Consider the following 23,154-nt stretch of genomic DNA (forward strand, 5'->3'; position numbering starts at 1 on the left):
TTCAAGCTTTGCAAAACTCCTTAACCTTCTCAATCACAAATTGCTGCTCCTCCTGCGTCAGGGTCGGGTACATCGGCAAACTCAGACAGGCTTCATAGTAGCGCTCTGCCTGCGGGAAATCTCCCTTTTTATAGCCCAGGCTGCGGTAATACGGCATGGTATGGGCTGGTATGTAGTGCACCTGCGCAAAGATCTGGTGCTCACGCAGGAAGTCGTAGAGCCCCTTGCGGTCCTGCACCTTGATCACATAAAGGTGATAGGCATGGCCTGTTTCCCCACTTTCAGTCATGGCAGCCGGATTGGTGCCCAGCACCTTTATCCCAGCTGCACCGGCGAAGGCCTCATCGTATACCCGGGCGATCTCCCGGCGGCGCAGCATGCCCTCGTCGGCTCTGGCCAGCTGCGAGATGCCCAGCGCGCAGAGCATGTCGGGAATGCGGTAGTTATAACCCAATTCCTGCATCTCCATGTACCAGCCGCCATGGTTTTCCTCCAAAAGCTCCTGATCGCGGGTGATGCCGTGGGTGCGGTATAGCAAAAGTTTTTTGTAGAGTTCTTCGTCGTTGGTGGTCACCATGCCGCCCTCGCTTGTGGCGATGTGCTTGACGGGGTGGAAGGAGAAGATAGCCAGCTCCGCAAAACGTCCGTTGCCGCAGCACTGCTTTTCACCCTGGCTGTCAACGAAGAAGCCGCCTGGGGAGTGGGCCGCGTCCTCGATGATCCAAAGCCCGTGCTCGTCAGCCAATAGGTGCAGCTCCTCCAGATTCACTGGGTTGCCCGCAAAATCCACCGGAATGATGCCGCTATAGTAGCCGCGGGGCTTGCTCTCCACCATCTGGCGCACCTGCGCAATGTCGATCAGGGCTGTGGCCGGGTCGATGTCGCAAAACTCAACTGTACCGCCGCAGTAGCGCACGCAATTTGCCGAGGCCACGAAGGTGATGGGAGTGGTGATGACACGGGAGTTCTCGTTCACACCCAGCGCCATGGCGCACAGGTGCAGGGCCGCCGTGCCGTTGCTCACCGCCACGGCATACTTGGCGCCCACGTATTTGGCAAAAGCCTGCTCAAACTCCGCCACCTTTGGCCCCTGCGTCAGGAAGTCCGACTGCAGTGTCTCCACCACCGCCTGTATGTCGGCCTCGGTGATGTGCTGGCGACCATAGGGGACTATATGATTTAGCATACAGAAAAATTTTCGTCAACATGTTCCTTTATAAGTCCTCTCAATTCCTCCACAGAAACCCACTCTGAGTTCTCACCAGAATTGTACTTAAAGCCCGCTGGTACTTTTTCTGCCTTGAATTCTTTAACAAAATCTTCCACACTCCATCTTGGAATGGCAGGTACGATAGCATAATACCTTCCAAGATCATAGGTATAGTATGAATCAGAAGAGGTAATCATTTCCTCGTGAATTTTCTCACCCGGTCTAATACCTACCATTTTTTTCTCACACTCTGGTCCAATGGCTTCAGCAACATCTGTAATTTTATAAGAAGGAATTTTTGGAACAAAAATTTCACCTCCCCAAGCAGTTTCCAGCGCGTGCATTACCATATCCACGCCGCCCTGCAGGCTAATGTTAAACCTAGTCATAGTAGCGTCAGTGATTGGCAATATTCCTTCTTTCTTTTTGTTTAAAAAGAAAGGTATAACTGAACCATTCGAGCCCATCACATTTCCGTAACGTACTACAGAAAACCGAATTGGGTTCCAACCTTTGATGTTATTCGCGGCTACAAATAATTTATCAGACGCAAGTTTTGTTGCGCCATACAAATTAATGGGAGCTGCGGCTTTATCTGTGGAGAGTGCTACTACTCGCTTCACCTCGGTCTCTAGACAGGCGTTAATGATATTCTCAGCTCCTAGGATGTTTGTCTTCACGCACTCCATCGGGTTGTACTCGGCAATCGGGACATGCTTCATGGCAGCCGCGTGGATGACATAGTCAATACCTTTCAAGGCCCTCTTCACTCGATCGTAGTCCCTCACGTCACCTATGAAAAAGCGAATCTGGGGATACTTATCGTGTGGATAATCCTGTGCCATATTAAACTGCTTCTGCTCGTCTCTAGAGAAGATAACAAGCCTTTTTACACCAGGGTATTGTTGCAATATGTGGGTTGTCAGAGCTTTTCCCAATGATCCCGTTCCACCGGTTATTAATACTGATTTGCCAGTTAACATTTCAATTTTATTTAATACGTTTATTTACAAAGCTTTAATAACAACTTTAATCAAATAGTTTTTGATTAAAGTTGTTACACATTCACACGTTGGTACCAGCTATATGCAATTTCTAAGCCTTTTAATACTGAGTATTTAGGTGAGTAGTCAATTAGTGTTTTTGCCTTATTTATATCAGCCAAGCTATGGCGGACGTCACCCCTCCGCTCTTCTCTATGTTCTGGAGATAATTCAATTCCTGCTATTTTAGTGATTTTATCCCATAATTGATTCAATGTAGTGCGTTCACCATATGCGATATTTACTACATTATGTTCTGCTATACCTCTAGCCATCATAGCCTTAATATTGGCCTGTACCGCATTTTCAACAAATGTAAAATCACGACTTGTTTCGCCATCTCCATTTATATAGGGTGCTTTATTCTGAAGGGCTGCTTCTATAAAGAGCGGTATTACTGCTGCATAGGGCCCTTTGGGGTTTTGCCTGGGGCCAAACACATTAAAGTATCGGAGACCAATAGTGTGGAAGTCATAGGTCTTAGAAAATACATTGGCATACAATTCGTTCACAAACTTTGTCACTGCATAGGGAGAGAGTGGGTTACCAATCTTGTCTTCCTCTTTTGGCAAGCCGGGATGATCTCCATAAGTGCTAGAACTAGCAGCATACACCATTCGTTTCACACCTGCATCGCGTGAAGCTACAAGCATATTTAAAAAGCCACTGATATTAACATCATTGCTTGTAATCGGGTCATTGATAGAACGAGGAACTGAACCTAGTGCAGCCTGATGGGATACATATTCTATCCCTTTCAGAACTGATTTGCAAGTTTCTAAATCACGAATATCGCCTTCTATTAGTTCAAAAGCAGAATTGCTACTAAAACCTTCTAAGTTAGCATGAGAACCTGTAGCGAAGTTATCTAGCACCCGCACTTTACCCGCTCCATTTTTTAGGAGATACTCTACAATGTTAGAACCAATAAATCCTGCTCCTCCTGTAACAAGGAAAGAGCTTTTACTAAGGTCTGTTGTATGATATTTAGTCTCGTACACGGTGTACTTTATTAAAAAGTTGAATATGGGAAGCATCTAACTACTCTTACCTGTTAAAGAGGGGTAGTTAAATATAATTTTTATTAAAGACGGGCGTCAGAGATTTCCTTTGGAAGTACACCTTTCACATCGTAGATTACCGCTTTTTCTTTGCAAAGACTATTTAGATCAAGAGACTTGAATTCATTGTGTGAAACGGCTAGAATAATAGCATCACAGTCGCTTACACCATTCAACTCCTTCACTGAAACCCAGCCATACTCATGCTTCACTTCCGCTGGCTCAGCCCATGGGTCATAGATCATAATATTCATATCATAGTCTTTGAGCGTATGTAAGATATCGACCACTTTCGTATTGCGCACATCCGGGCAGTTCTCTTTAAAGGTAATGCCTAATACTAGGATGTTGGCACCTTTTACAGGGATATCCTTCTTCACCATCAACTTAATTACCTCATGAGCTACATATTCGCCCATGCCATCATTCAGTCGCCGTCCGGCTAAAATTATCTCTGGATGATAACCAACCTCCTGAGCTTTTTGTGCTAAGTAGTAAGGGTCTACACCGATGCAGTGACCTCCTACAAGACCTGGCTTAAATTTAAGGAAGTTCCACTTGGTGCCGGCTGCCTCCAAAACTTCGTCTGTGTCAATACCCAGGCGATTAAAGATTTTAGCTAGCTCGTTAACAAAAGCGATGTTAATATCGCGTTGCGCATTCTCAATTACTTTAGCGGCCTCAGCAACTTTGATAGAAGCAGCCTTATGCGTGCCCGCTATGATTACACTTCTATAGAGCTTATCTACCTTCTCTGCAGTTTCTGGAGTAGAGCCAGAAGTAATCTTTAAGATTTTTGCAACGGTGTGTTCTTTATCTCCTGGATTAATGCGTTCAGGTGAATAGCCAGCAAAAAAGTCTTCATTGAACCTCAATCCTGACAGCCGCTCCAGCACTGGCACACATTCCTCTTCTGTTACTCCAGGGTACACGGTTGATTCGTAAATTACAATATCACCTCGCTTCAACACCTTACCAACGGTTTCGCTGGCTTTGTAAAGGGGAGTTAAGTCAGGTCGGTTATTTTTGTCAACCGGGGTAGGTACAGTTATTATGTAGTAATTACATGCCTCAATGTCTTGCAGTTGGTTGGAGCAATAGAGACCAGCTTGCACATTGGCGCTAGGAGTTAATACAGACTTTAAGTATTTATCCTCTACTTCCAATGTACGATCATGCCCGGTGTTCAACTCCTGAACACGCCCTTCATTGATATCGAAACCAATTGTTAGAAACTTCTTTGCAAACTCAACGGCGAGTGGCAACCCTACATAACCTAAGCCGATTACGGCTATTTTGGCATTCTCTATACCAGTCATTTCTGTACCTGACATTTTTATATTAGTTTCTTTAGTTAATGTTTTATAGTTTAAAACAATCTGTCATTGCCCTATTTAAGAGATATTTACCCCTTCACTAATAATTTTCTCAATTTTCCGCCAAATCCTTTTTTACCTTCATCTTCGTAGTAATTTCCATATCCATACCCGTAACCATAGGAATAACCATAGCTATTTGATTTTTTAGCATCATTTAACACAACCATAGGGTGTTTTAGCTTTCGAGTCTTATATAAATCGTCGATGATTTGCAGTTGCTTTTTATGGGTATAGTTATAGCGCACAATGTATAAGCTAGAATCAATAAAAGGAGCGAGTGCTAATGTATCTGCAACCTGTCCTACAGGTGAAGAGTCAAGGATGATGTAGTCGAAGTTAGCTTTCAGTTCCTCTAAAAGTATACCAATCTTAGGCAGCAGCATTAGTTCGGCTGGATTTGGTGGTATAGGCCCTGAACCGATGATTGCTAGCTCCGGCATCTCAGGAGCGAACTGAATCATATCTTCAATCTGAACTTCGTCAGAAATCAGGTAATTGGTAATACCGATGTTGTTTGGCAGGTTTACGCCTTGAGTAAGCTTTGGCTTGCGCAAGTCAAAACCAAGCACCACGACGCGTTTGCCCGTCATCACTAGACTGGCAGCCAGGTTTAAACTGAAGAAAGTTTTCCCTTCTCCACTCATACTGGAAGTAACTAAAATCACTTTATTTTCTTTACCTCCTGCAGCAAATTGCAAGTTGGCTCGGAGTAGTCTGAAAAGTTCAGCGCTAGAGCTGCGACTTTCTTGTGTAATGACGAGCATGTTACCTGATTCATTATGACCAATTTCACCTAAAATTGGAGTAGAAGTCCCTTTCTCTACATCACGCAATTCCTGCACCGTATCATTTAACACATTGCGCAGGAAAATACCCGCAAATGGTATAGCTAAACCAGCTATGAGGGCCATCAAATAAATATTCTTGGATTGAGGCTCGATTGGACTACCACTCGCTGCCGCTGGATCAATGACACGAGAGTTGGAAGGTGTAATAGCTTGGGACAGCGCTGCTTCTTCACGCTTCTGCAATAGGTAAAGGTACAGGCCTTCTTTTATACCTTTTTGACGGCTAATCTCCGTCAATTCCCGCTGCATAGAGGGCACCTGTCTTACCTGTGACTCGAACTGGCGGGCATTAGCTTGTAAATTGCGACGTACCACGAGGAGTCCCTCCCTAATATTCCTGATATTTTCTAGAATGTTTAGGCGCAGTATCTCCAACTGCTCATTCACATTCCTTAGTACTGGATTATTATCGGTAACAGTGCGCCCTAGACGCCGCCGCTGGTTTTGCAATTCATTAAATTTAGAAATTAGCCCCCCTAATGTCGGATCAGCGATATCTAGGCTGGTAGGTACTAAGTCGTACTTATTCTCTTCATTTTGCAGATAGTTCTCAACTGATTTCAGTATCTCAAGCTTAACCTCATTATCTGTTATTTGTTGGTTCAGTCCATGTGCTGTACTCAGGTAAAGCCCCCCACTGGCCGTCTGATCAATAATTTTATTCTTCTGCAAATATTCCTGTACATCCTTTTCAACATCGCCTAATTCGCCTGTCAGGTAGACAAGGCGCTCGTCGATAAATTGAATTGTCTTCGTAACTGCTAGATTTTTTTCGTTTATGGACTCCCGGTTGTATATTTCAATCAATTTATTCAATATATCTTTACCTTTTTCAGGTATGGGATCAATTAAACTGAGTTCCATAACCGTGGCATATTCGTTAACACTTCTCACCCCCAGTTGCTTGCTATAGCTACTTGCCATTTTACCCAAGTTGTTGAAGCGGACCAAGATGCGTCGTCCGGTATCATTCGAAACATCAGAGTCCGACACAATAGTAAACGTGCCGTAACTTTTTTTAATTTGCTCTCCAAATTTGTGGGTGGATACTTTATTTTCTCCCTCCCAAATGCTGAAAGTATTATCTGATTCTACTTCTACAACAAAACGACGACCTAAACCAGTTGAATCCAGTTGCGCAATAACTGTTTTAATAGGACTGCGTTCACTATACAGCTCTGGTGACTTAATGCGTCCTTCACCAAAATAAGACACCTCCATACCCAATTCCTGTAACACCCTCTGCATTAAACCCTTGGATTTAATTATAAGCACTTCATTAGAAAATGACTTATTTGCTTTAAGTCCCGCTAAATCTCCGAAGACACCACTTGTAGACAAATCAGCTCCACTTTCATCCTTGATAAGGATAGTTGCTTTAACGCTGTACACAGGCGTAGAATAGCGTAGGTATAAATGGGCAGCAGTAAGGGCAATAGATGCTCCGATAACAAATAGGTACCAGTAACGTAGGTACCGCATGATTAGACTTTTTATATCTAAAGATTCAGCGTTATCTTCCTGGAAATCGAGCTCGGACATATTCTAAAAAGGAAGTATTACTTATTGAAATAATCGATAGAGTACATAGGCAGAGGATACAATACCTGCTGCAAAGGCCCAGTTACGACGAATGAAGCTGGTACCGGCAATTTTTGCTTTGTCTGGTTCCACGTACACAATGTCATTCTGCTGTAAATAAAAATAGGGCGAAGACAGGCTTTCCTTACTGTTAAGATTTATGCGGGCCATTGTTCGCTCTCCATTTTGCTCTCTTATAATTAGAACATTTCCCATTTTTCCATAAATAGAGATTCCTCCAGCCATTGCTAGGCCTTCCAGAATATTCACCTCTTCATTATCAGCAGGAACAGTAATTACAGTCGGTCCCGTTTCTCCCATCATCGTAAAACGAAAATTCTGCAACCTAACTTTGATAATGGGATCCTGAACATAGTCGCGCACTTTCTTCATCAGTGTATCACGAACCTGTTCCGTAGTTAATTCCTTGACGGGCAAATTTCCAAGCACAGGGAAATCAATCGTTCCTTTTGTATCTACCAGATAACCTGCATTCTCATTCCCTAATTGGCGCATCATTTGCCCTCCGCCACTAGCGCTTTCTTCTACTATGATACCACGGTTGAAGAGCACGTTTGTTTCCGTATTAGGTGTCAGTATATCAATGGAGAGGCGGTCACCTGGCTTAATAGTTAATCGTTTCGTCTCAACAGGCTCTGTAATCAAGGCTTTCTGTTCCAGGTCGCTAAAATAGACGATGTTACGGGTGCGCAGGGAGCTGCAGGAGACTAAGAAGATAAGACCTAGGAAGAGTAATGGTTTAATTTTCATATATGGTAAAATAGCATTTGCTAATGCAATAAGCTAAAGGCAAAATATAGTCTTAATGGCATAAACACATGGTTGCCAGAAAGCAAAATTACAGAAAATGTTTTTGAAAACAGTTTTTTAGTCTTTGTAATTTATCAGTTTTAGATTTCATTTTCAATAAGCGACAGCTCAATCAACTAAAGCTCTAAGCATTGTCAACGATTGAAGCACATATTTTATTGGCTGAGTATGTCAGAGGTTACTCTTAAAATTGTAATTACCCCCAAATACTAACAGAGAGGCCTGTGAAAATTCACAGGCCTCTCTGTTAACGTACTTTCAATTTAGTCCTTGAAATACTTACTAAGCGCACCAAATCAAGTCTCATAAGATCAGTTTAACATTAATTATAACATTAAGTGTTAGCTTGTTCGGTTTAAAATCTGCTTTAACACTGACATGATAGAGCTATATCATCATTATTTCTGTAGCTCTTTAAGCAAAGCTACTTTCTCCTTCTCGCTTTCCAGCAACCTTTCATACAGCTTTTTATTTTCCTCAATAACTTCTAGCAGCTTATTAAGCGGGTTAAAAGTACATTGGTAATTTAAAGAAGCTGATTGATCATTGTAAGTATTCCCAATAATATTAAATACAGCTTCTTCACTAAAATTCTTAATAATTTCAGGGTCCACTTCTAATATTTTTGATATCCTGCCAAGCATTTCAGCATCAACCTTTTCACTTGACTCAATTCTGGACACCGCTTGTTGGCTAACCCCCAACTCATAAGCGAGCCCTTCCTGTTTGATACCACGCAGTTCTCTGATGCGGCTTATTTTTCTTCCAATATGCACTGGCTTTGTTGTTGCTTCCATGTACCAAATATAGCATAAATAGGAAAATAACAAAACTGGTTAAGTTGTAAAATACCACACTTTTGAGTTCGGTACTCAAGCGTATTGTACCATCTTGAGTCTCAAACTCAAACAAAAGCTATGGACAACAAATCTAAATTAACTGAAGCAGCTGAGCCAGTCTCACTAACAGCCTCTGAAATCGAAAACCCTTCCGCTGTCATAATCGAGCTTTTCGATGCAAGCTCGATTGAGCATCTTAGAATAGACTTATGGCAGTATCTGAAAGCAAGTACAGTGGTAGAAGGCTGGTGGTGGCTCTTTCAGCCGCTCGATATTCTTCTCTTACAGACCCGGCTGGAGAAACTAATGGATGCATGTTGGCTTATGCTCCAAAGGAAAGAAGAAAAGGAAGGTGAAATACAAATGCTCTCCCTTTGTCCTGCCTCAGCTGAATACAAGGAAGACGTGCGAAAAATGCGAATAGACTATAAACATATTCAAATCAGGCATGTCGGAAAGATTCGCTTACTCCGGCAAAGAGAAATAGATAATCCTTATCTCATTTTCAAGCAATTCTTTTCTACCCTATCGCTCCATCAATGGAAATCCTTACTGAACGACTGGACCGAATTCTCCCTCTGCTCCGCAAGCCTGCTAGAAGTTACAGATGACTACAATCACATCCTGTACTATGAACAATTAGAAAAGCTTCTGGAAGCTGTTTACTGCATGCATAATGATCTGGACAAAAATAATAGCGATTTAAATCTTAAAAATGATGGGAAAAGCTAAAATGAAAGTCAGACTACTGCCACCTGATCTTAAAGCCGAGTTTTTGTTATTTATTAAAGAAACTCCTCCTGCGAGGGTTAATCGAACTCTCCGCATGCTCCTCTTAGATTATCTCATGTTTAATAAACACGGACTACCGAACCGTTTCGATATCATAATCTCTGACCTCTGCAGGCTGATGGAGCTCTTTGATTCAATTGAACAAGAAACCCAAGGTTGGTATAGTGTAGAAGAAGAACTTATGTAAGGAAGGAGCTATGCCAAAACAAACGAGTCAAAAACAAGGTGCAGAGTCTGCTCATTCAAGAGGTATTGAGCAAACAATTTGGAAGCACTTGCAACAATTTTTTCATGAACATCCAGTAAATGAACTGCATACTAAGCTATGGGAGCTATACAAGGGTTGGGCTTATAGCTCAAAGGACCTGTGTACGCATGAGAAAACAGCCGACATGCTCTGCCTTTACGAAAACCTGATCCAGTTCTTTGATGTTTGTTACTCTAATCTTGAAAAAGAAACTATCAATTCGGAATGCCGTGCTAAAGTCAATGAATTAGCGGATGTTAAAGAAATAGTAGCCTTCCTTGCTGAAACTGTGCAGCCATCAAAAATATTTCTCCTGAACCAACCGAAAACTGGCACTTCGAACGAATGCGGTTATATAGACCTGTTAATTGTGCTCCCTTACAGAAACCATATTCTGTTTCAGGAACACGAAGCACTCGTTGAATTCGTGAACTTAAGAAATAGGCATGTCATCTGCTCCTTACATAGACTTGATGCTGTAAAGGAAGCTTTATTAAAGGGGCATATCTTCTATTCCCTCAGCTGCAGACAGGATAACCTTATTTATGATGCCTGTAAGCATGAGCTTCCTGTAACCCCACACGAGCTATTTCCTCAGATACGCGAAAATGCAAAGAAGGAATTTGAGGAAAACTTCAAGAGAGCCCAAGCCTTTTATGAAAGCGCTTCACTCTACAATGGCTTTAAAAATAAAGTGCTTGTACCCTTCATGCTGCACCAGGCGACTGAGCTAACCTTTAGGGCCATTCTGCTTTCTCTAATAGGAAAAGAAAAAAGAACCCACTGTATCAAGACCTTAATAAAATACAGCAGACGCTGCGCTCCCCAGCTCAACATGATCTTTCCCAGAGATACAGAGGATGAAAAGCTACTTGTACATATGCTTGATGAAGCGTATTTAAAGGCTCGGTATGAAAATGATTTCTTCTTAGATGAAATAATCTTGGATGAGTTGTTCAAAAGAATCAAACAGCTACAAATTACAGCTGAACAAGTATTTGAAGATAAGATCAGCAAGTTTGAGGTGAGTAAAACTTAGAAAACGGGAGGCTTCCTTTGCATGTTCACTCCCTACCTGTTTTGGGTAGGTTATAGCCGACGAGAGGCGGATTTTTTCGTAACTTGTCTTACATAAACTGTAAACTACCATGAAAACCATCAACCCGAAAGAAACCAAAACGGCGGAAGTGCATGCTATATTGCTGGGGGCTATTGCGCCGCGGCCGATTGCCTTTGCCAGCACGGTGGATGAAGATGGAAATGTAAACCTGAGCCCTTTTAGTTTCTTTAATGTGTTCAGCGCCAAGCCGCCAATCGTGGTATTCTCCCCTGCCCGCCGTGTGCGTGACAATACCAGCAAGCATACCCTGGAGAATGTGGAGACAACCCGGGAAGTGGTAATCAACATCTGCAACTACGACATCGTGGAGCAGATGTCGTTGGCCAGTACGGAGTATGATAAGGGGATTAACGAGTTTATCAAGTCTGGCCTGTCGCCAGAGCCTTCGGTGATGGTAAAGGCCCCGCGGGTGAAGGAAGCGCCTGTGGCCATGGAATGCCGTGTAAATGAGGTGATCAGCCTGGGGCCGGAAGGCGGGGCCGGCAATCTGGTGATCTGTGAAGTGTTGCTGATCCATGTGAATGAAAACATCCTGAACGAGGAAGGCAAAATTGATCCTTACAAGCTGGACGCAGTCGCCCGCATGGGAGGTGATTATTACCTAAGGGCTAACGGCGATTGCATATTCGAGCTGCCTAAGCCATTACGGAATAAAGGCGTTGGCGTGGATCAGATACCGGAGCATATCCGTCACAGCAGGATTATGACCGGCAATCACCTGGCCCGTTTGGGCAATACGGAAGTTATACCTACAGCTGAGGAAGTAGAGGCTTTCAAATCAGATCCGCTGGTAAGCTATACCTTCGGCAAGTACGGTCATGACAAAGCGTTGCTACGTGAGGAGTTGGAGAAGCTGGGGAAAAAGCTGCTGGATGATCATCAGGTGGTGGAGGCGTGGAAGGTTTTGTTGATGGTTGAATTGTTGAATGATTAAATGGTTGTTGGTGCACGATTAACCCACCCCTGCCCCTCCAAGGAGGGGAATTGTGCACGATTGTAGTCATGATTTGATCCTACAGGCCTTCTATTTTTCTTACTTCAATCTCTTCCAGCACGATCTCCGACACTTTTTCCATTTTCCCTGCCTCAAAAGCTTGATCGTAAGCCTCTAGCGGGATAGTCTCGTCTTTTAAGGTATAGTTGTTATAATCCTGAAAAAGGATACCGCCGATGGTGCGGGGGTTGATGGCTTCGCGGAAACGGGTGCCGCCGTCGTTTTCTTGGAATGAGTAGGCCAGGTAGTCCATGGTGTGGCGCTGCTGGTGGAACCAGTAGATGTAGACATCCTGGTAACCTTCCCCACCGCCCTCCTGCGCAAAGGTTACTCGTACTTTGTGGTAGGGCTCTCCTTTTATAGTGGCCTCGCCGAGATATTCTTTGCGCACTGCTTCGTCGTTCAGGGCGTAAGGCAGGAGTGCAAAGTAAATAACAGAATTAACAGATGCTGTAAAAGCCTTTTGCCTCTCTTCAGGCAATTCCACTTCTACATCGTTGATCGTGCGGATAAAGCCGCTGTTGCGCCACACATCCCGTACCTGCTGACCTGTAGAATCAGTAAAAGTGCGACTATACACAAAGGCTCCGCCATCACGCAAAGCCCGGTACTGCCGGTCCCGGAACTGAAAGCTGACCGCACTCTTCAGAAATCGGTCCCCGCCATGCGCCTCTATTGCTTTGTCCACGATCTGCTGCGCATCCGGCTGCTTTTCAGTTTGGCAGGAGGTGATAGTGAGCAGGAGGAGAAATAAGAAGGTATAGAATGCTCTGTGCATCATGGTTTGTTGGGCTTTAGATGCAAGCAAGTTAAGCAATTTTCAAGTTTCTCTGTAGGGACAGGTCGCGACCTGTCCGAATCGTGCAGAAATAATTAACTGGATCCTCATACTGTCAACCTTCATTTTGTCATTCCGACCACGCCCGAGACGTGAGCCGAAGGGAGCGAGAATAGCTCAGAGAATTCTGAGCTATTTTTTAAGTTCTGATTATATTCAGATCTCTCCTATCGTCGAGATGACAAAAAAGAAAAAGCCCCTTCCTGTTATTAGGAAAGGGTTTTTGTGAGTTTTTGTTTGAAAGAAAAATTACTTCTTAGCAGTAATATCTAGGCTCACAGTGAAGTTATCTTCGATGGCTTTGTCGCCCAGGTTGTCGAAGAAGCTGTTAGAGCCGTAACGCACGTCATATTTGGCGCGATCCACAATCACGTCAGCCTTCGCAGTAGCAGTACCGTTCGTTACATTTACTGTAGCCGGGAAGTTTACTGGGTTAGTTTTGCCTTTGATAGTCAGGTCGCCTTCTACGTTATAGTTTGGCTGACCAGCTGTTGCATTGGCAACTGGTGTAATACGGTTGATCTTAAAGGTAGCCGTTGGGTGCTGCTCAACGCCGAAGAAATCATCAGACTTCAAGTGGCCTACCAGGTCGCTGTTGTATTTTGCATCTTCGATATCAGTATTGGTGATAGAAGCCATATCGATGGTAAACTCACCGCCTACTACTTCTTCGCCAGCCACGATCAGCTCACCGCCCTGTACATTGATGTTACCAGAGTGCTCTCCACCTACCTTTTTGCCATTCCAGGTCAGTTCGCTGGCAGCAGGATCTACGGTATAAGCATCACCTTCGGCAGTATCAGTAGCTTCTGTAGCTACGGCAGTTGTGTTTTCAGTTGCAGTGTTGTTGTCGGCACAAGCAGTGAATAAAAGCGCTGCGGCCATCGAAGCAAGAATTGCTGTCTTTTTCATGTTGATTCTCTTTAATAATAGATTGATTTCCGAATTTGAGTTGCAAATCTAATGTATATACATTAATTGTACAAACATGGTTCAAACTATTTTGTCTGAATCTTTATATAGGGCTTCTATCCCACGGATTTACAGGATTCCCTTGCACGATTAACATCCCCCTGCCCCCTTCAAAGGGGGACTTCTTCCCTTACCAGTTCCCAGGTATAAGCCTTGTCGCTTCTGTTATAGTCTAAACAAATCGCTGGCAGGTATAGCAAGACTGACTTGCACATTAGCTACGAAGTAGATCACTTGAGCCAGGTGCACTTTGTGGCGCTCCACTGTTTGAGCGTTCAGCGAGTTTGGAGCGTCTTGACTTTTTTGCTTACTTTTTGTGTCAAGACAAAAAGTGAGTGCCCGCCGCACAGGCAAGCTATAGGACAAGAAAGTTTGCTATGCCTGCACGAACTCATCACAAAAGCATCAACAAAAAAGCTCTCCCCCAGATTATAGGAGAGAGCTTTTCTAGAAAAATGTTTATTCCTTAGCTATTCGTCTGCTTCGCTTTGATATTCAAGCTAACTGTAAACTCATCATAAATCGCCTTGTCGCCCAAGTTCTCGAAGAAGTTGCTGGAGCGGTAGCGGATGTCGTATTTGGTGCGGTCAACGGTCACATCAGCTTTGGCAGTGGCTACGCCGTCTTTTACAGCAATCGTGGCAGGGAAGCTTACCGGGTTAGTGATGCCTTTGATAGTCAGGTTGCCTTTTACGTTATGGTTCGGCTGACCGGCAGCGGCTTTTGCAATTGGAGTAACTTCCGTTATCACGAAAGTAGCGGTGGGGTGCTTGTCTACGCCGAAGAAGTCATCAGACTTAAGGTGACCTACCAGTTTGCCGTTAGAGCCGGCATCTTTGATATCCTCCACTGTGATCGCACCCATGTCGATTACGAAAGTACCACCTGTCACACGGTTTTTGTCTACCTGCAGTTGTCCGCTTTTCAGGGAAATCTTGCCATAGTGCTCCCCTGTCACTTTTTTGGCGTTCCAGTTTACCTCGCTGGCAGTAGTCTCAACAGCAAAAGTACGTCCCTTGGCAGGAGCGGTTACTTCTGTTGCACTTAGTTCGGTGCGAGTAGTGCCTGTGAAGGCAGATAGCATCAGCGCAGCTGCGAATGATGCCAGAATAGCGGTCTTTTTCATGATACGATTGGTTGATTGCTTATTATGGGATGTTAGATGGATGAATCGTTAAATGGTTTAATCTCTAGCTTCTCACTTTATCGAGCAATTGGCTGAGTTGCAGTGCTTCTTCGTCTGACAAGTTTGTTATTCCTGTTCCTTTCCCTCCTTCCAGCTCGTCCATCTGCTTTAGCAGGTTCAGACCTTTGTCAGTAATGAGCACATCCACCGTACGCCTGTCATTCGGACACTGCTGACGGGTCACCAGTTCCTTGGCTACCAGCTTGTCAACAATGCGTGAGGCATTAGACGTTTTGTCAAGCATACGCTCTATCAGCATGCTAACGGTAGTAGGCTTTGGGTATTGTCCGCGCAGGATACGCAAAATGTTATACTGTGGCAAACTCACCCCAAAAGGTTTGAACTGCGCACTCTGCTGCTGCTCTAACCAACCAGCTGTATAGACCAGGTTGATATAGGCCTTCTGGTGCGGGCTCCTGAACACTGGCTGCTTAATCGCTTCTTCTATATTCATTCTTGTCTTGTTTCTTCTCTGGTTGTTATTAGGGCTGTTAATAAAGGTAACTAATAATCAATCCCCCCTATCCCTCTCAAGAGGGGAATTACACATGAGATATTCTCCTTTAGAGGGGCACAGTAGTGTTGATCATTCGAAGTAGCCCTGTAAATCCGTGGGGGCAAAGATCCTATACCCTAGGTTTGGTGTACTATACCCTCCCACAAATATATGTACATACATTTAATACAGCAACATAGTTCAGCTTTCTACTCAAATAACTTTCAGGTATACATTCGAAAAATAGCGATACACTAAGAATACAACAGCTAAGCTATACAATTGCTTGATTATAAAAATATTTATTTTAAATATTACACTTTAAAGTAGACCGAAACATCATCTCTAAACCTTATACCTCTCACTATTATGAAAAAAGCATTTCGAATCATCGGTATACTGCTTGTGGCGCTAGTAGTGATTGCTGCCGCAGGGATTGTATACCTACGCTATACCTTCCCGAAGGTAGATGCAGCACCTGTGATCACTATTGAGAAAACGCCTGAGATGATTGAGCGAGGAGCTTACCTGGCCAACCATGTGGCGGTTTGTATCGATTGTCACTCTACGCGTGACTTTTCCCGCTTTTCCGGCCCCATTATTCCAGGTACGGAAGGCAAAGGGGGCGATGTGTTTGATCATTCCATGGGATTCCCGGGAGTATTTTATGCCCGCAACATCACATCTGACACCGAGACAGGTATAGGCAACTGGACAGACGGTGAGGTATACCGTGCTTTTACGACGGGGGTTAGCCGCAATGGTGATCCGCTCTTTCCGGTGATGCCTTATAAGTCGTATGCCAAAATGACCACCAATGACGCCTACGCCATTGTCTCGTATATCCGATCACTTGACCCTATCAAATATCAGGTACCGAGCTCTAAGCCGGACTTCCCGATGAACCTGATCCTGCGTACGATCCCTTCCGGCAAGCCTACTCCTACCGATGAACGCACGCTGCAGGATGAATTGGTGCGCGGCAAGTACCTGCTTACCATAGCTGCCTGCGCAGACTGCCACACGCCACAGGAGAAAGGGGAGCCGATTGAAGGAAAATATTTAGCCGGCGGATTTGAATTTAAGTTCCCGAATGGAGCTGTGCTACGTTCTGTCAACATCACACCCGATAAACAAACAGGTATAGGTAACTGGACGGAAGAAGCTTTCGTGCAACGCTTCAAAAACTATGAAGCACCCGAGGCTACTGCCGCTCAGCTAGCGCCGGATGCTTTCAACACCATCATGCCCTGGGCTATGTATGCCGGTATGGAGGAAGCAGACTTAAAAGCGATCTATAAATACCTGATGTCACTGGAGCCCAACACGAACAAGGTAGAGCGCTATACACCGCCAGGCGCTGTTGCCAGCAAGTAATTATTGCGTTTAAACCTGTCACGCACGTTTGCTTTCAAGCTTTTAGAAGTTCGATGGCAAACGTGCGTTTGTATTTCTATATTTGAGGTATAGCCCAAAGCAAACTATGGAAGACAGCACCTACACGACCTACATGCCATCTCCTCTCGGGGTGATCCGGATAAGTGGAACAGACCAAGGTATAACGGAAGTCAGATTTTGTGAAGATGAGGCAGTGCCATCTGTGGCAGTGCCGGAATTGCCTGCCAGTATCAGTGCCTGTGTACAGCAGTTAGAAGAGTATTTTGAAGGAAAGCGGCAGAATTTTGACTTACCCATTGCCCCTGCAGGCACTACTTTCCAAAAGCAGGTATGGCAGGAGTTGCAAGGTATACCGCATGGCAAAACGACCAGCTACCTGGCTGTATCAAGGGCTGTTTCGGGAGAGAAAGCCATACGAGCTGTTGGAGCAGCAAACGGTCGCAACCCGATCTGCATCATAGTGCCTTGCCACCGGGTGATTGGCAGCGATGGAAGCCTGACCGGATATGCAGGCGGGCTGTGGCGTAAAGAGTGGCTTTTACGTCACGAAGGGGCTTTACAACATGCCCGACAAACCTCTCTCTTTTAAAAGTTCAAATCATAAATAAAATACTGCAACCCACTTGCAAGAATGCAGTATAAAGTAAAAGCACCCTATGTTAGGGTGCTTTTACATCTTATTACGTATGCAGTTGTCTTATCAAAAAGCAAAACCAGATTTGCTCGATGCCCAGTTGGGTACGCGGGTACTTGCTTTTTGCCTGGACACAATCTTTTTACTTTCCATTATCGGTCTCATCGAGTACTTTACTTTTAGCAGCAACGAGGAGGCTTTATTATTCAAGTCGGAGCGTTTGTTACACATCCTTATGGGCTGGCTTTACTTTGCAGGTGCTGAAAGCGCTGCCTGGCAGGGTTCTATTGGTAAACATTTGCTGGGGCTCCGTGTAGTAGGCCCTTCCGGTGACCGCATTACGTTCTTATGTGCCAGTCTCCGCTATTTGCTTAAGCCTATCAGCATTTTTGTGCTCATCATGCAAGCGCTGACAGGAACAAAAGCTCCTTCCTATTCCCGCCTGTTTCATGACCGCATCTGTAAAACCAGGGTGTTGTCTTAAGCCTAAGCTCCGAATTCAGATACTTCTACACTAGCGGTATTATCCGGGCGAACAGTTAGCTTGAAAATATAGCGATACTGATTGTCTGCGATCTCTTCAAAGGGCTTCTTTGCACCAAAGGCTTCGATTATAGGCAACAGGGTGTTCGAGTGACCCGCTATTACAACCGTTTGGCCGCGATGCTGCTGCAAAATAAGCTCCTTGAGACCTTCAAAATCGTGTCCTTCGTACTGTACTACTTCCATATTTCGCTCCTTGGCCAAAGGATAAAGCGTCTGACCGGTGCGCATATACTTCGTGGCATACAAAGCATCCACTTCCTGACCTTCCAACAAAGCCCGCAAGGCCTCAGCCCGTGCATGCCCCGCCTCTGTCAGTTCCGGATCTTCGTTCGATGCATCCGTCGTATCTTTTTCGGCATGGCGAACCAGGTATACCGTCGTCACCTCCTTGGCAGTCTCGATCTCCTCGATCTGCTGATCAGAAGTAGCGGAGCCGGAATTGCAGGCACTGAACATGCCTATGAATAAAAGCAAGAAGCTGAGTCGGAAGAGATTTTTCATGAGTTGAGGTTTAGTAAGTTTAAAAATTGTCTGAATCAGGATTATAGGATTTAGGGATTTTCAGGATTAAGTTGTGGCCAGGCTCCATACCTTACTGGATTGGGAGTCCGGCTCCTGACGCTTTAATTATGATGTTTTCGCTTTGCTTTTATATACTTTTTTATATTGAAGGCTTGTGGCCCCGAAGTTAATAAGAAGTCCGATAGGTAAATTATAAGCGACAACATAGTTTTTAGCTTGGGCTAAATGAACATCTTCTAAGTCAATTAAAGCCTTCAGCTCAATTACAATGCTGCTTTCAACAATGAAATCTGCTCGGCGGCTACCCACTTCAATGCCATTATAGAATATAGCTTGCTCCTTTTCCCGCTCATAACTTATACCTGCAGCCTGCAGTTCGATTGCCAAGCATCGTTGATAGATTACCTCCTGAAATCCGTTGCCTAATGTCCTATGGACTTTCATGGCGCATCCAATTATCCTGAAAGTAAGTTCATCATTTCCCATAAAGCAAGTCTACGGTTCTACCTTCAATCCATTTAAAATCTTATTAATCTTATTAAACTTTTAAAATCGATTTAAAAATCCTGTTAATCCTTAAATCCTGTAAATCCTGATTCAGACAATACCCCTTACAACTTATATCCCAACTCTAACCCTTCCGCGAGCAACCTCTCGGCTTGGCTGTTCTTACCTTCCTGATACAGTAGCCTTACCAGACTTTGGCGGGCTTCGTACAAGTATGGGTTTTCGCGGAGGGAGGCTTCGTAGGCTTTTTGGGCTCGCTTTGGTTCTTTTTCCGCTTCCCATACCTTGCCGGAGGCAAACAGAAAATCGGCTAGCTCAGCTGGCGTGTGCTGCACGGGCTGTTTCTTGAGTTCTTCCTGCGCCTTCTCCGTATTACCCATACCTGCATAAATCCTGGCCAATAGCGTGGCCTCGCTGCGTGCCCGCACTTTGCCGTTATTCAAAGGTTCCAGTAATTGCAGGGCGGCGGCTTTGTCTCCCAGTTGTAATTGCCAGGCAGCCATGCGCACTACATAGCTCGGACGGGGCGTACCTGCTGCCATAAGGATACGTTGCGCTTCGGCAAGCGTAGCAATGGCTTCGGCATATTTGCCTTGTGTGGCCAGCACTTCGGCATATTGCTGGCGCAGTTCGTAATGCTGCGGCTTGCGGGCCACCAGAGCCGCTAATGTACGCTCTGCCTCCTGCGATGGGGCGGCCGTACCACGTAGCCAACTCGTATAGGCCTGTGTCTCATCCCGACGATCACGCAGGTAGGTAGAGATAGTCGGGGCTTCCTGCACATAGCGCTCCCCTACTGCAATGGCCTCCGGAAGTCGTCCGTAAGCAGCGTACATTTCCCGGAATGACTGGTTGATGCGGGCGCGAGTCAGTAAATCATCTTCCAGCAGCAAGGCTTGGTCATAGCGCGATTGCTGCTCCTGCACTGCCCGTCGTGCAGTGAGCTGCCCCGCTCTGCGACGCGCCTCTAAAAGATCTGCCTCCGCGGTATAGATCGGCGCATAGTCCTTGTTCACTTTCTGTGCGCGCTGCAGCCACTGCTGTGCTTCGCTGAACGCCAGTTGTCGCTGCTTCAGGCCGGCATAGGCCAGCAGGGCAGGTTGGTAGTTTGCATCCCATACAAGGGCAGAATCGAGCATAGCGGTGGCTCTTGGGTAATTCTGCGCCCTAGTTTCGCGCTCAGCCAGATTCAGGTATACCTGCGCCCAGTTACTGGCCATGGCTTGTTTGTCGCCGGCCAGGTAGGCTTCCTGTCGCTTTACCAGCTTATTGAGGAAAGTATACAACTCTGGATCTTTCGCCTTTAGGTCACTGGTGGTATTAATAGACTTATGGTTGAGCGGATGCACTTTCACGGGCTCGAAATAAGCCGGATAGGTTTGGGCCAGGTATTCGTGTTCGTTGTTGGCCGAATAGTAATCGAGGGTACGCCCTTCTTTCATGGCAGTATGATACAGGCGACGAACAGCCCGGTTTTCAGCATCTGTGAATACCCGCCCATGGAACAGGTGCACATATTCGTGCAGCACCACATTGCGCTCCAGGTATGAGCCTCGAATCACATACTCAATAGCAGCTGCTCCGCTTCCTACTCCCCGGATGTCCATCCACTGGCGGTTGTCAAAAGTAGTGGCCTGCCGGAAGAACGGTGAATTCATGGCAATAGCCAGGTCCACATGCAAAGGCGGTATCACGAATTTCTCTCCCTGCCGCGATAGAAAAGGAAAGTATACCGTGCTGGCATATAATTGCGACCACACCATTTTCTGCACCGTCTCTCCCGGGTAGTAGGTTACATCCGGAAACACACGGGCAAAGTTGACAGGGTCTTTGATCTTCGTCTGCCGGATCACCTGCGAGAGTGAATCATAGGCGGCCAGGTATACGAGCTGTTTCTGTTTGATGACAGCGGCCAGGGCATTGTGCGCCGGACCATAGTGTTGCTTGTTGCGGAGGATGCGTTGGAAAATAACTTCGGCTGAGTCCAGTCGCGGCTGTCGCGGCTGATCGAAGGCCATGTAATAGGCAGAGCCGCGCAGCATATCTGGTAGCACTGAAGCCGGGTAAGCTTGCTGTACTTTCCGAATCTCTTTCAGGGCTTCCTGCAGTTTGTTTTGGGAGATCAGTTGGTCAGCAGGTTGCAGGGCTTTGCGCACGGCTTCGTCTTCCGGCTGGGCATAGTCGGCATAGGTGAGGTTGGTATGGCCATTGCCCCAGTGCCAATGCGTGACATAGTGTAATGGGTTGAGCTCCAGCGCCAGTTCCCACTGCGCGGCCATGGCGTTGAGTTGCGTGGCATCGACCCGGCGCCAGATAGCATAGCCGTAATTAAAACGGGCATCTGCATCAAATGGGTCAAGGGTCAGACTTTTGACAAGTGGTTTCTCAGCTTCTTCCGGTTTCTGGTCCCAGAAAAGCACATCTGACTCCAGCAGGTAAGCGGCAGCATTGTTCGGGTTCCAGCGTTGTACTTTTAGCGCCTGTGCCAGGGCCTCGTTGTATTTCTTCTGCAACATCAGGATACGTCCCACGAGCAAGGCTGCCTCTTCATCTTTTGAATTATGGCGTAGCAGTTTTTGGGCAGTGGCTAGCGCCTCTTTCAGCTCCCATGCCTGAATTTGTAACTCGGTTTGCAAGAGTAAGGCTGCTCTGTTTGCGGGTTCCTGTTTGAGTACCTGCCCTACCAGGATTTCCGCAGCCTGGTATTCGTGCCGCAACATGGCCAGCCGTGCTTTAGATAAATTAACTGCAGGTGAGGCCGCAGCTGTTTTGAGTAACCGCTCAGCCTCCTGCCACATGCCTAAGTCCAGCATGCGGTCTGCTCTCTCAGCCAAGGGGCGTATACCAGTCTCCCGCAAGACACGTCGTTTATTCTCCAGCCTGGTTCTTACTTCACTAACCTGATCAGGCTGCTGCGCAAAAGCAGGTATAGCAAAGAGCAACAAGGTATAGCAATAACAGGCAGCAAGCAGGCGAGACATAGTTTCGGATTTAGAAAGGCGGTTGAACACTCTAAATTAAGAGGCCTGCTCCTTAACACAAAGGAATTTGTGAATTGTTGGCTGGATTAAACTTTACTTAAATCGGAAATCACTCCAGAAAGGCATAAAAACAAAAAAGCCGGCTTTGCAGCCGGCTTTTTTACATTTTGGATTAGTGCGCACGGGGAGACTCGAACTCCCACACCCGAAGGCACAGGCTTCTGAGACCTGCACGTCTACCAATTTCGCCACGTGCGCAGCTGGTATTAATCAAAATGTGTTTCCCAAAACCCTTTAACCCTTGTAGATTGGGATTGCAAAGGTATAACAGAAATTATTATCTGCAATAGTCCACCCGAAAAAAAATTCCTTAACCTGAAAATCAATCTTCCTCTACCACCGGGGCAATCTCTTTACGGGTATACTTTTCGATACGGCGCAGCAACCCAATACCGATGATAACCCACAGAATACCAGCAGCAAAACCCGCCACCACATCTGTTGCATAATGCACCCGCAAGTAAATCCGGCTAAAGCCGATAAGTAAAATAAAAATTACAAGCAGAGCTACTAAAAAATTTCGAAGCGGCTTGGATTCTACGTGACGCCAGGTCAGATAAATGATCAGACTATAGAATGAGGCAGCGATCATGGAGTGTCCGCTCGGGAAGCTAAGGCCGGAAGCGTCTACTAAAGGCATATCAGGGCGCTGCCTGTCAAAGAAGAACTTCAGTACCAGGTTGAGCGAGATACTGCCTAGCGCCACCACCGGTACTTTGAGCGAATACCACCTGTGCTTACGAACAAACAGAAAGTAGGCAATCAGCAGCAAGGCGGCGGCCGTCATGAAATGGCGGGAGGCGAAAAAAGTGATGATCTCGATAAAACGGGTAAAGCCAGTACTCTGCATATCGGCAGCCACCGCAAAGGCGGCTTCATCGAACTTGATGGGACCAGCAGCAGAAGCCACTTCCGCACTCACATACAGAAAAACCAACACGCAGGCCAGAAAGACAGCCATCACAAAGATCAGTTCGAGGGTAAACAACGCAAAGCCTGCTGCCAGCTTTTTATAATAGTGTCGTATCATGAATATCTCGGGTCTTGTATCAAATATAGGCTATGTATA

21 protein-coding genes and 1 tRNA gene are annotated in these 23,154 nt (G+C 45.6%); 6 read left to right on the forward strand and 16 right to left on the reverse strand.

What is annotated here, in order from left to right; all coding sequences use genetic code 11:
• Window position 1 precedes the first annotated feature (1 nt).
• From pseC to AC5FX6_RS10120, 7 genes are all read right to left on the reverse strand, one after another.
• On the reverse strand, window positions 2–1,186 hold the full coding sequence (gene pseC, locus AC5FX6_RS10090; protein WP_493596927.1) for a UDP-4-amino-4,6-dideoxy-N-acetyl-beta-L-altrosamine transaminase: 1,185 nt from the start codon (window positions 1,184–1,186) through the stop codon (window positions 2–4).
• The gene (pseB, locus tag AC5FX6_RS10095; protein ID WP_493596928.1) at window positions 1,180–2,193 is read right to left on the reverse strand and encodes a UDP-N-acetylglucosamine 4,6-dehydratase (inverting); all 1,014 of its coding nucleotides are present in this window, start codon (window positions 2,191–2,193) and stop codon (window positions 1,180–1,182) included. The genes pseC and pseB overlap by 7 nt, the downstream gene beginning before the upstream one ends.
• A 74-nt stretch (window positions 2,194–2,267) precedes the next feature.
• Window positions 2,268–3,254 carry an SDR family oxidoreductase gene (locus tag AC5FX6_RS10100; RefSeq protein ID WP_493596929.1) on the reverse strand — a complete coding sequence of 329 codons (987 nt, stop codon included), beginning with the start codon at window positions 3,252–3,254 and terminating at the stop codon, window positions 2,268–2,270.
• An 83-nt stretch (window positions 3,255–3,337) separates the two neighbouring features.
• Complete coding sequence (locus AC5FX6_RS10105; RefSeq protein ID WP_493596930.1) at window positions 3,338–4,648, reverse strand: nucleotide sugar dehydrogenase; 1,311 nt, start codon at window positions 4,646–4,648, stop codon at window positions 3,338–3,340.
• A gap of 71 nt (window positions 4,649–4,719) precedes the next feature.
• Window positions 4,720–7,083, reverse strand: a complete 2,364-nt coding sequence (locus AC5FX6_RS10110) for a GumC family protein (protein ID WP_493596931.1) — start codon at window positions 7,081–7,083, stop codon at window positions 4,720–4,722.
• Window positions 7,084–7,104: 21 nt separating this feature from the next.
• The gene (locus AC5FX6_RS10115; protein ID WP_493596932.1) at window positions 7,105–7,893 is read right to left on the reverse strand and encodes a polysaccharide biosynthesis/export family protein; all 789 of its coding nucleotides are present in this window, start codon (window positions 7,891–7,893) and stop codon (window positions 7,105–7,107) included.
• Window positions 7,894–8,351: 458 nt separating this feature from the next.
• Window positions 8,352–8,750, reverse strand: coding sequence for a helix-turn-helix domain-containing protein (locus AC5FX6_RS10120; protein WP_493596933.1), 399 nt, complete (start codon window positions 8,748–8,750; stop codon window positions 8,352–8,354).
• A 120-nt stretch (window positions 8,751–8,870) separates the two neighbouring features.
• On the opposite strand from AC5FX6_RS10120, the gene AC5FX6_RS10125 reads away from it, so the two are divergent.
• From AC5FX6_RS10125 to AC5FX6_RS10135, 3 genes are all read left to right on the forward strand, one after another.
• The gene (locus AC5FX6_RS10125) at window positions 8,871–9,524 is read left to right on the forward strand and encodes a hypothetical protein (protein ID WP_493596934.1); all 654 of its coding nucleotides are present in this window, start codon (window positions 8,871–8,873) and stop codon (window positions 9,522–9,524) included.
• A gap of 257 nt (window positions 9,525–9,781) precedes the next feature.
• Window positions 9,782–10,870 carry a HEPN domain-containing protein gene (locus AC5FX6_RS10130; RefSeq protein ID WP_493596935.1) on the forward strand — a complete coding sequence of 363 codons (1,089 nt, stop codon included), beginning with the start codon at window positions 9,782–9,784 and terminating at the stop codon, window positions 10,868–10,870.
• Window positions 10,871–10,979: 109 nt separating this feature from the next.
• Window positions 10,980–11,885, forward strand: coding sequence for a flavin reductase family protein (locus AC5FX6_RS10135; RefSeq protein WP_493596936.1), 906 nt, complete (start codon window positions 10,980–10,982; stop codon window positions 11,883–11,885).
• Window positions 11,886–11,964: 79 nt separating this feature from the next.
• Here AC5FX6_RS10135 and AC5FX6_RS10140 read toward each other — a convergent pair whose 3' ends face one another.
• From AC5FX6_RS10140 to AC5FX6_RS10155, 4 genes are all read right to left on the reverse strand, one after another.
• Window positions 11,965–12,726 (reverse strand): DUF6503 family protein, encoded by a 762-nt coding sequence (locus AC5FX6_RS10140; RefSeq protein WP_493596937.1) that lies wholly within the window; start codon window positions 12,724–12,726, stop codon window positions 11,965–11,967.
• Between the two features lie 306 nt (window positions 12,727–13,032).
• Window positions 13,033–13,695: a YceI family protein gene (locus AC5FX6_RS10145; protein ID WP_493596938.1), complete on the reverse strand. Its 663-nt coding sequence runs from the start codon at window positions 13,693–13,695 to the stop codon at window positions 13,033–13,035.
• 526 nt (window positions 13,696–14,221) lie between these two features.
• Window positions 14,222–14,881: a YceI family protein gene (locus tag AC5FX6_RS10150; protein ID WP_493596939.1), complete on the reverse strand. Its 660-nt coding sequence runs from the start codon at window positions 14,879–14,881 to the stop codon at window positions 14,222–14,224.
• 64 nt (window positions 14,882–14,945) lie between these two features.
• A complete protein-coding gene (locus AC5FX6_RS10155; protein ID WP_493596940.1) occupies window positions 14,946–15,395 on the reverse strand; it encodes a MarR family winged helix-turn-helix transcriptional regulator in 450 nt (149 codons plus the stop codon).
• A 411-nt stretch (window positions 15,396–15,806) separates the two neighbouring features.
• On the opposite strand from AC5FX6_RS10155, the gene AC5FX6_RS10160 reads away from it, so the two are divergent.
• From AC5FX6_RS10160 to AC5FX6_RS10170, 3 genes are all read left to right on the forward strand, one after another.
• Entirely contained in the window at window positions 15,807–16,814 is a 1,008-nt protein-coding gene (locus AC5FX6_RS10160) for a c-type cytochrome (RefSeq protein WP_493596941.1), read from the forward strand.
• A gap of 106 nt (window positions 16,815–16,920) precedes the next feature.
• A complete protein-coding gene (locus AC5FX6_RS10165; RefSeq protein ID WP_493596942.1) occupies window positions 16,921–17,424 on the forward strand; it encodes a methylated-DNA--[protein]-cysteine S-methyltransferase in 504 nt (167 codons plus the stop codon).
• 97 nt (window positions 17,425–17,521) lie between these two features.
• On the forward strand, window positions 17,522–17,953 hold the full coding sequence (locus AC5FX6_RS10170; RefSeq protein ID WP_493596943.1) for an RDD family protein: 432 nt from the start codon (window positions 17,522–17,524) through the stop codon (window positions 17,951–17,953).
• A gap of 2 nt (window positions 17,954–17,955) precedes the next feature.
• Here AC5FX6_RS10170 and AC5FX6_RS10175 read toward each other — a convergent pair whose 3' ends face one another.
• From AC5FX6_RS10175 to AC5FX6_RS10195, 5 genes are all read right to left on the reverse strand, one after another.
• Window positions 17,956–18,516, reverse strand: coding sequence for a SixA phosphatase family protein (locus tag AC5FX6_RS10175; protein ID WP_493596944.1), 561 nt, complete (start codon window positions 18,514–18,516; stop codon window positions 17,956–17,958).
• Between the two features lie 126 nt (window positions 18,517–18,642).
• Window positions 18,643–19,023 carry a GxxExxY protein gene (locus AC5FX6_RS10180; RefSeq protein WP_493596945.1) on the reverse strand — a complete coding sequence of 127 codons (381 nt, stop codon included), beginning with the start codon at window positions 19,021–19,023 and terminating at the stop codon, window positions 18,643–18,645.
• Between the two features lie 125 nt (window positions 19,024–19,148).
• The gene (locus tag AC5FX6_RS10185) at window positions 19,149–22,025 is read right to left on the reverse strand and encodes a hypothetical protein (RefSeq protein WP_493596946.1); all 2,877 of its coding nucleotides are present in this window, start codon (window positions 22,023–22,025) and stop codon (window positions 19,149–19,151) included.
• A gap of 176 nt (window positions 22,026–22,201) precedes the next feature.
• Window positions 22,202–22,283, reverse strand: a tRNA-Leu gene (locus AC5FX6_RS10190).
• A 124-nt stretch (window positions 22,284–22,407) separates the two neighbouring features.
• Window positions 22,408–23,115 (reverse strand): phosphatase PAP2 family protein, encoded by a 708-nt coding sequence (locus AC5FX6_RS10195; protein WP_493596947.1) that lies wholly within the window; start codon window positions 23,113–23,115, stop codon window positions 22,408–22,410.
• Window positions 23,116–23,154: the final 39 nt, after the last annotated feature.

It is taken from the genome of Pontibacter sp. LHS2 (assembly GCF_058932845.1).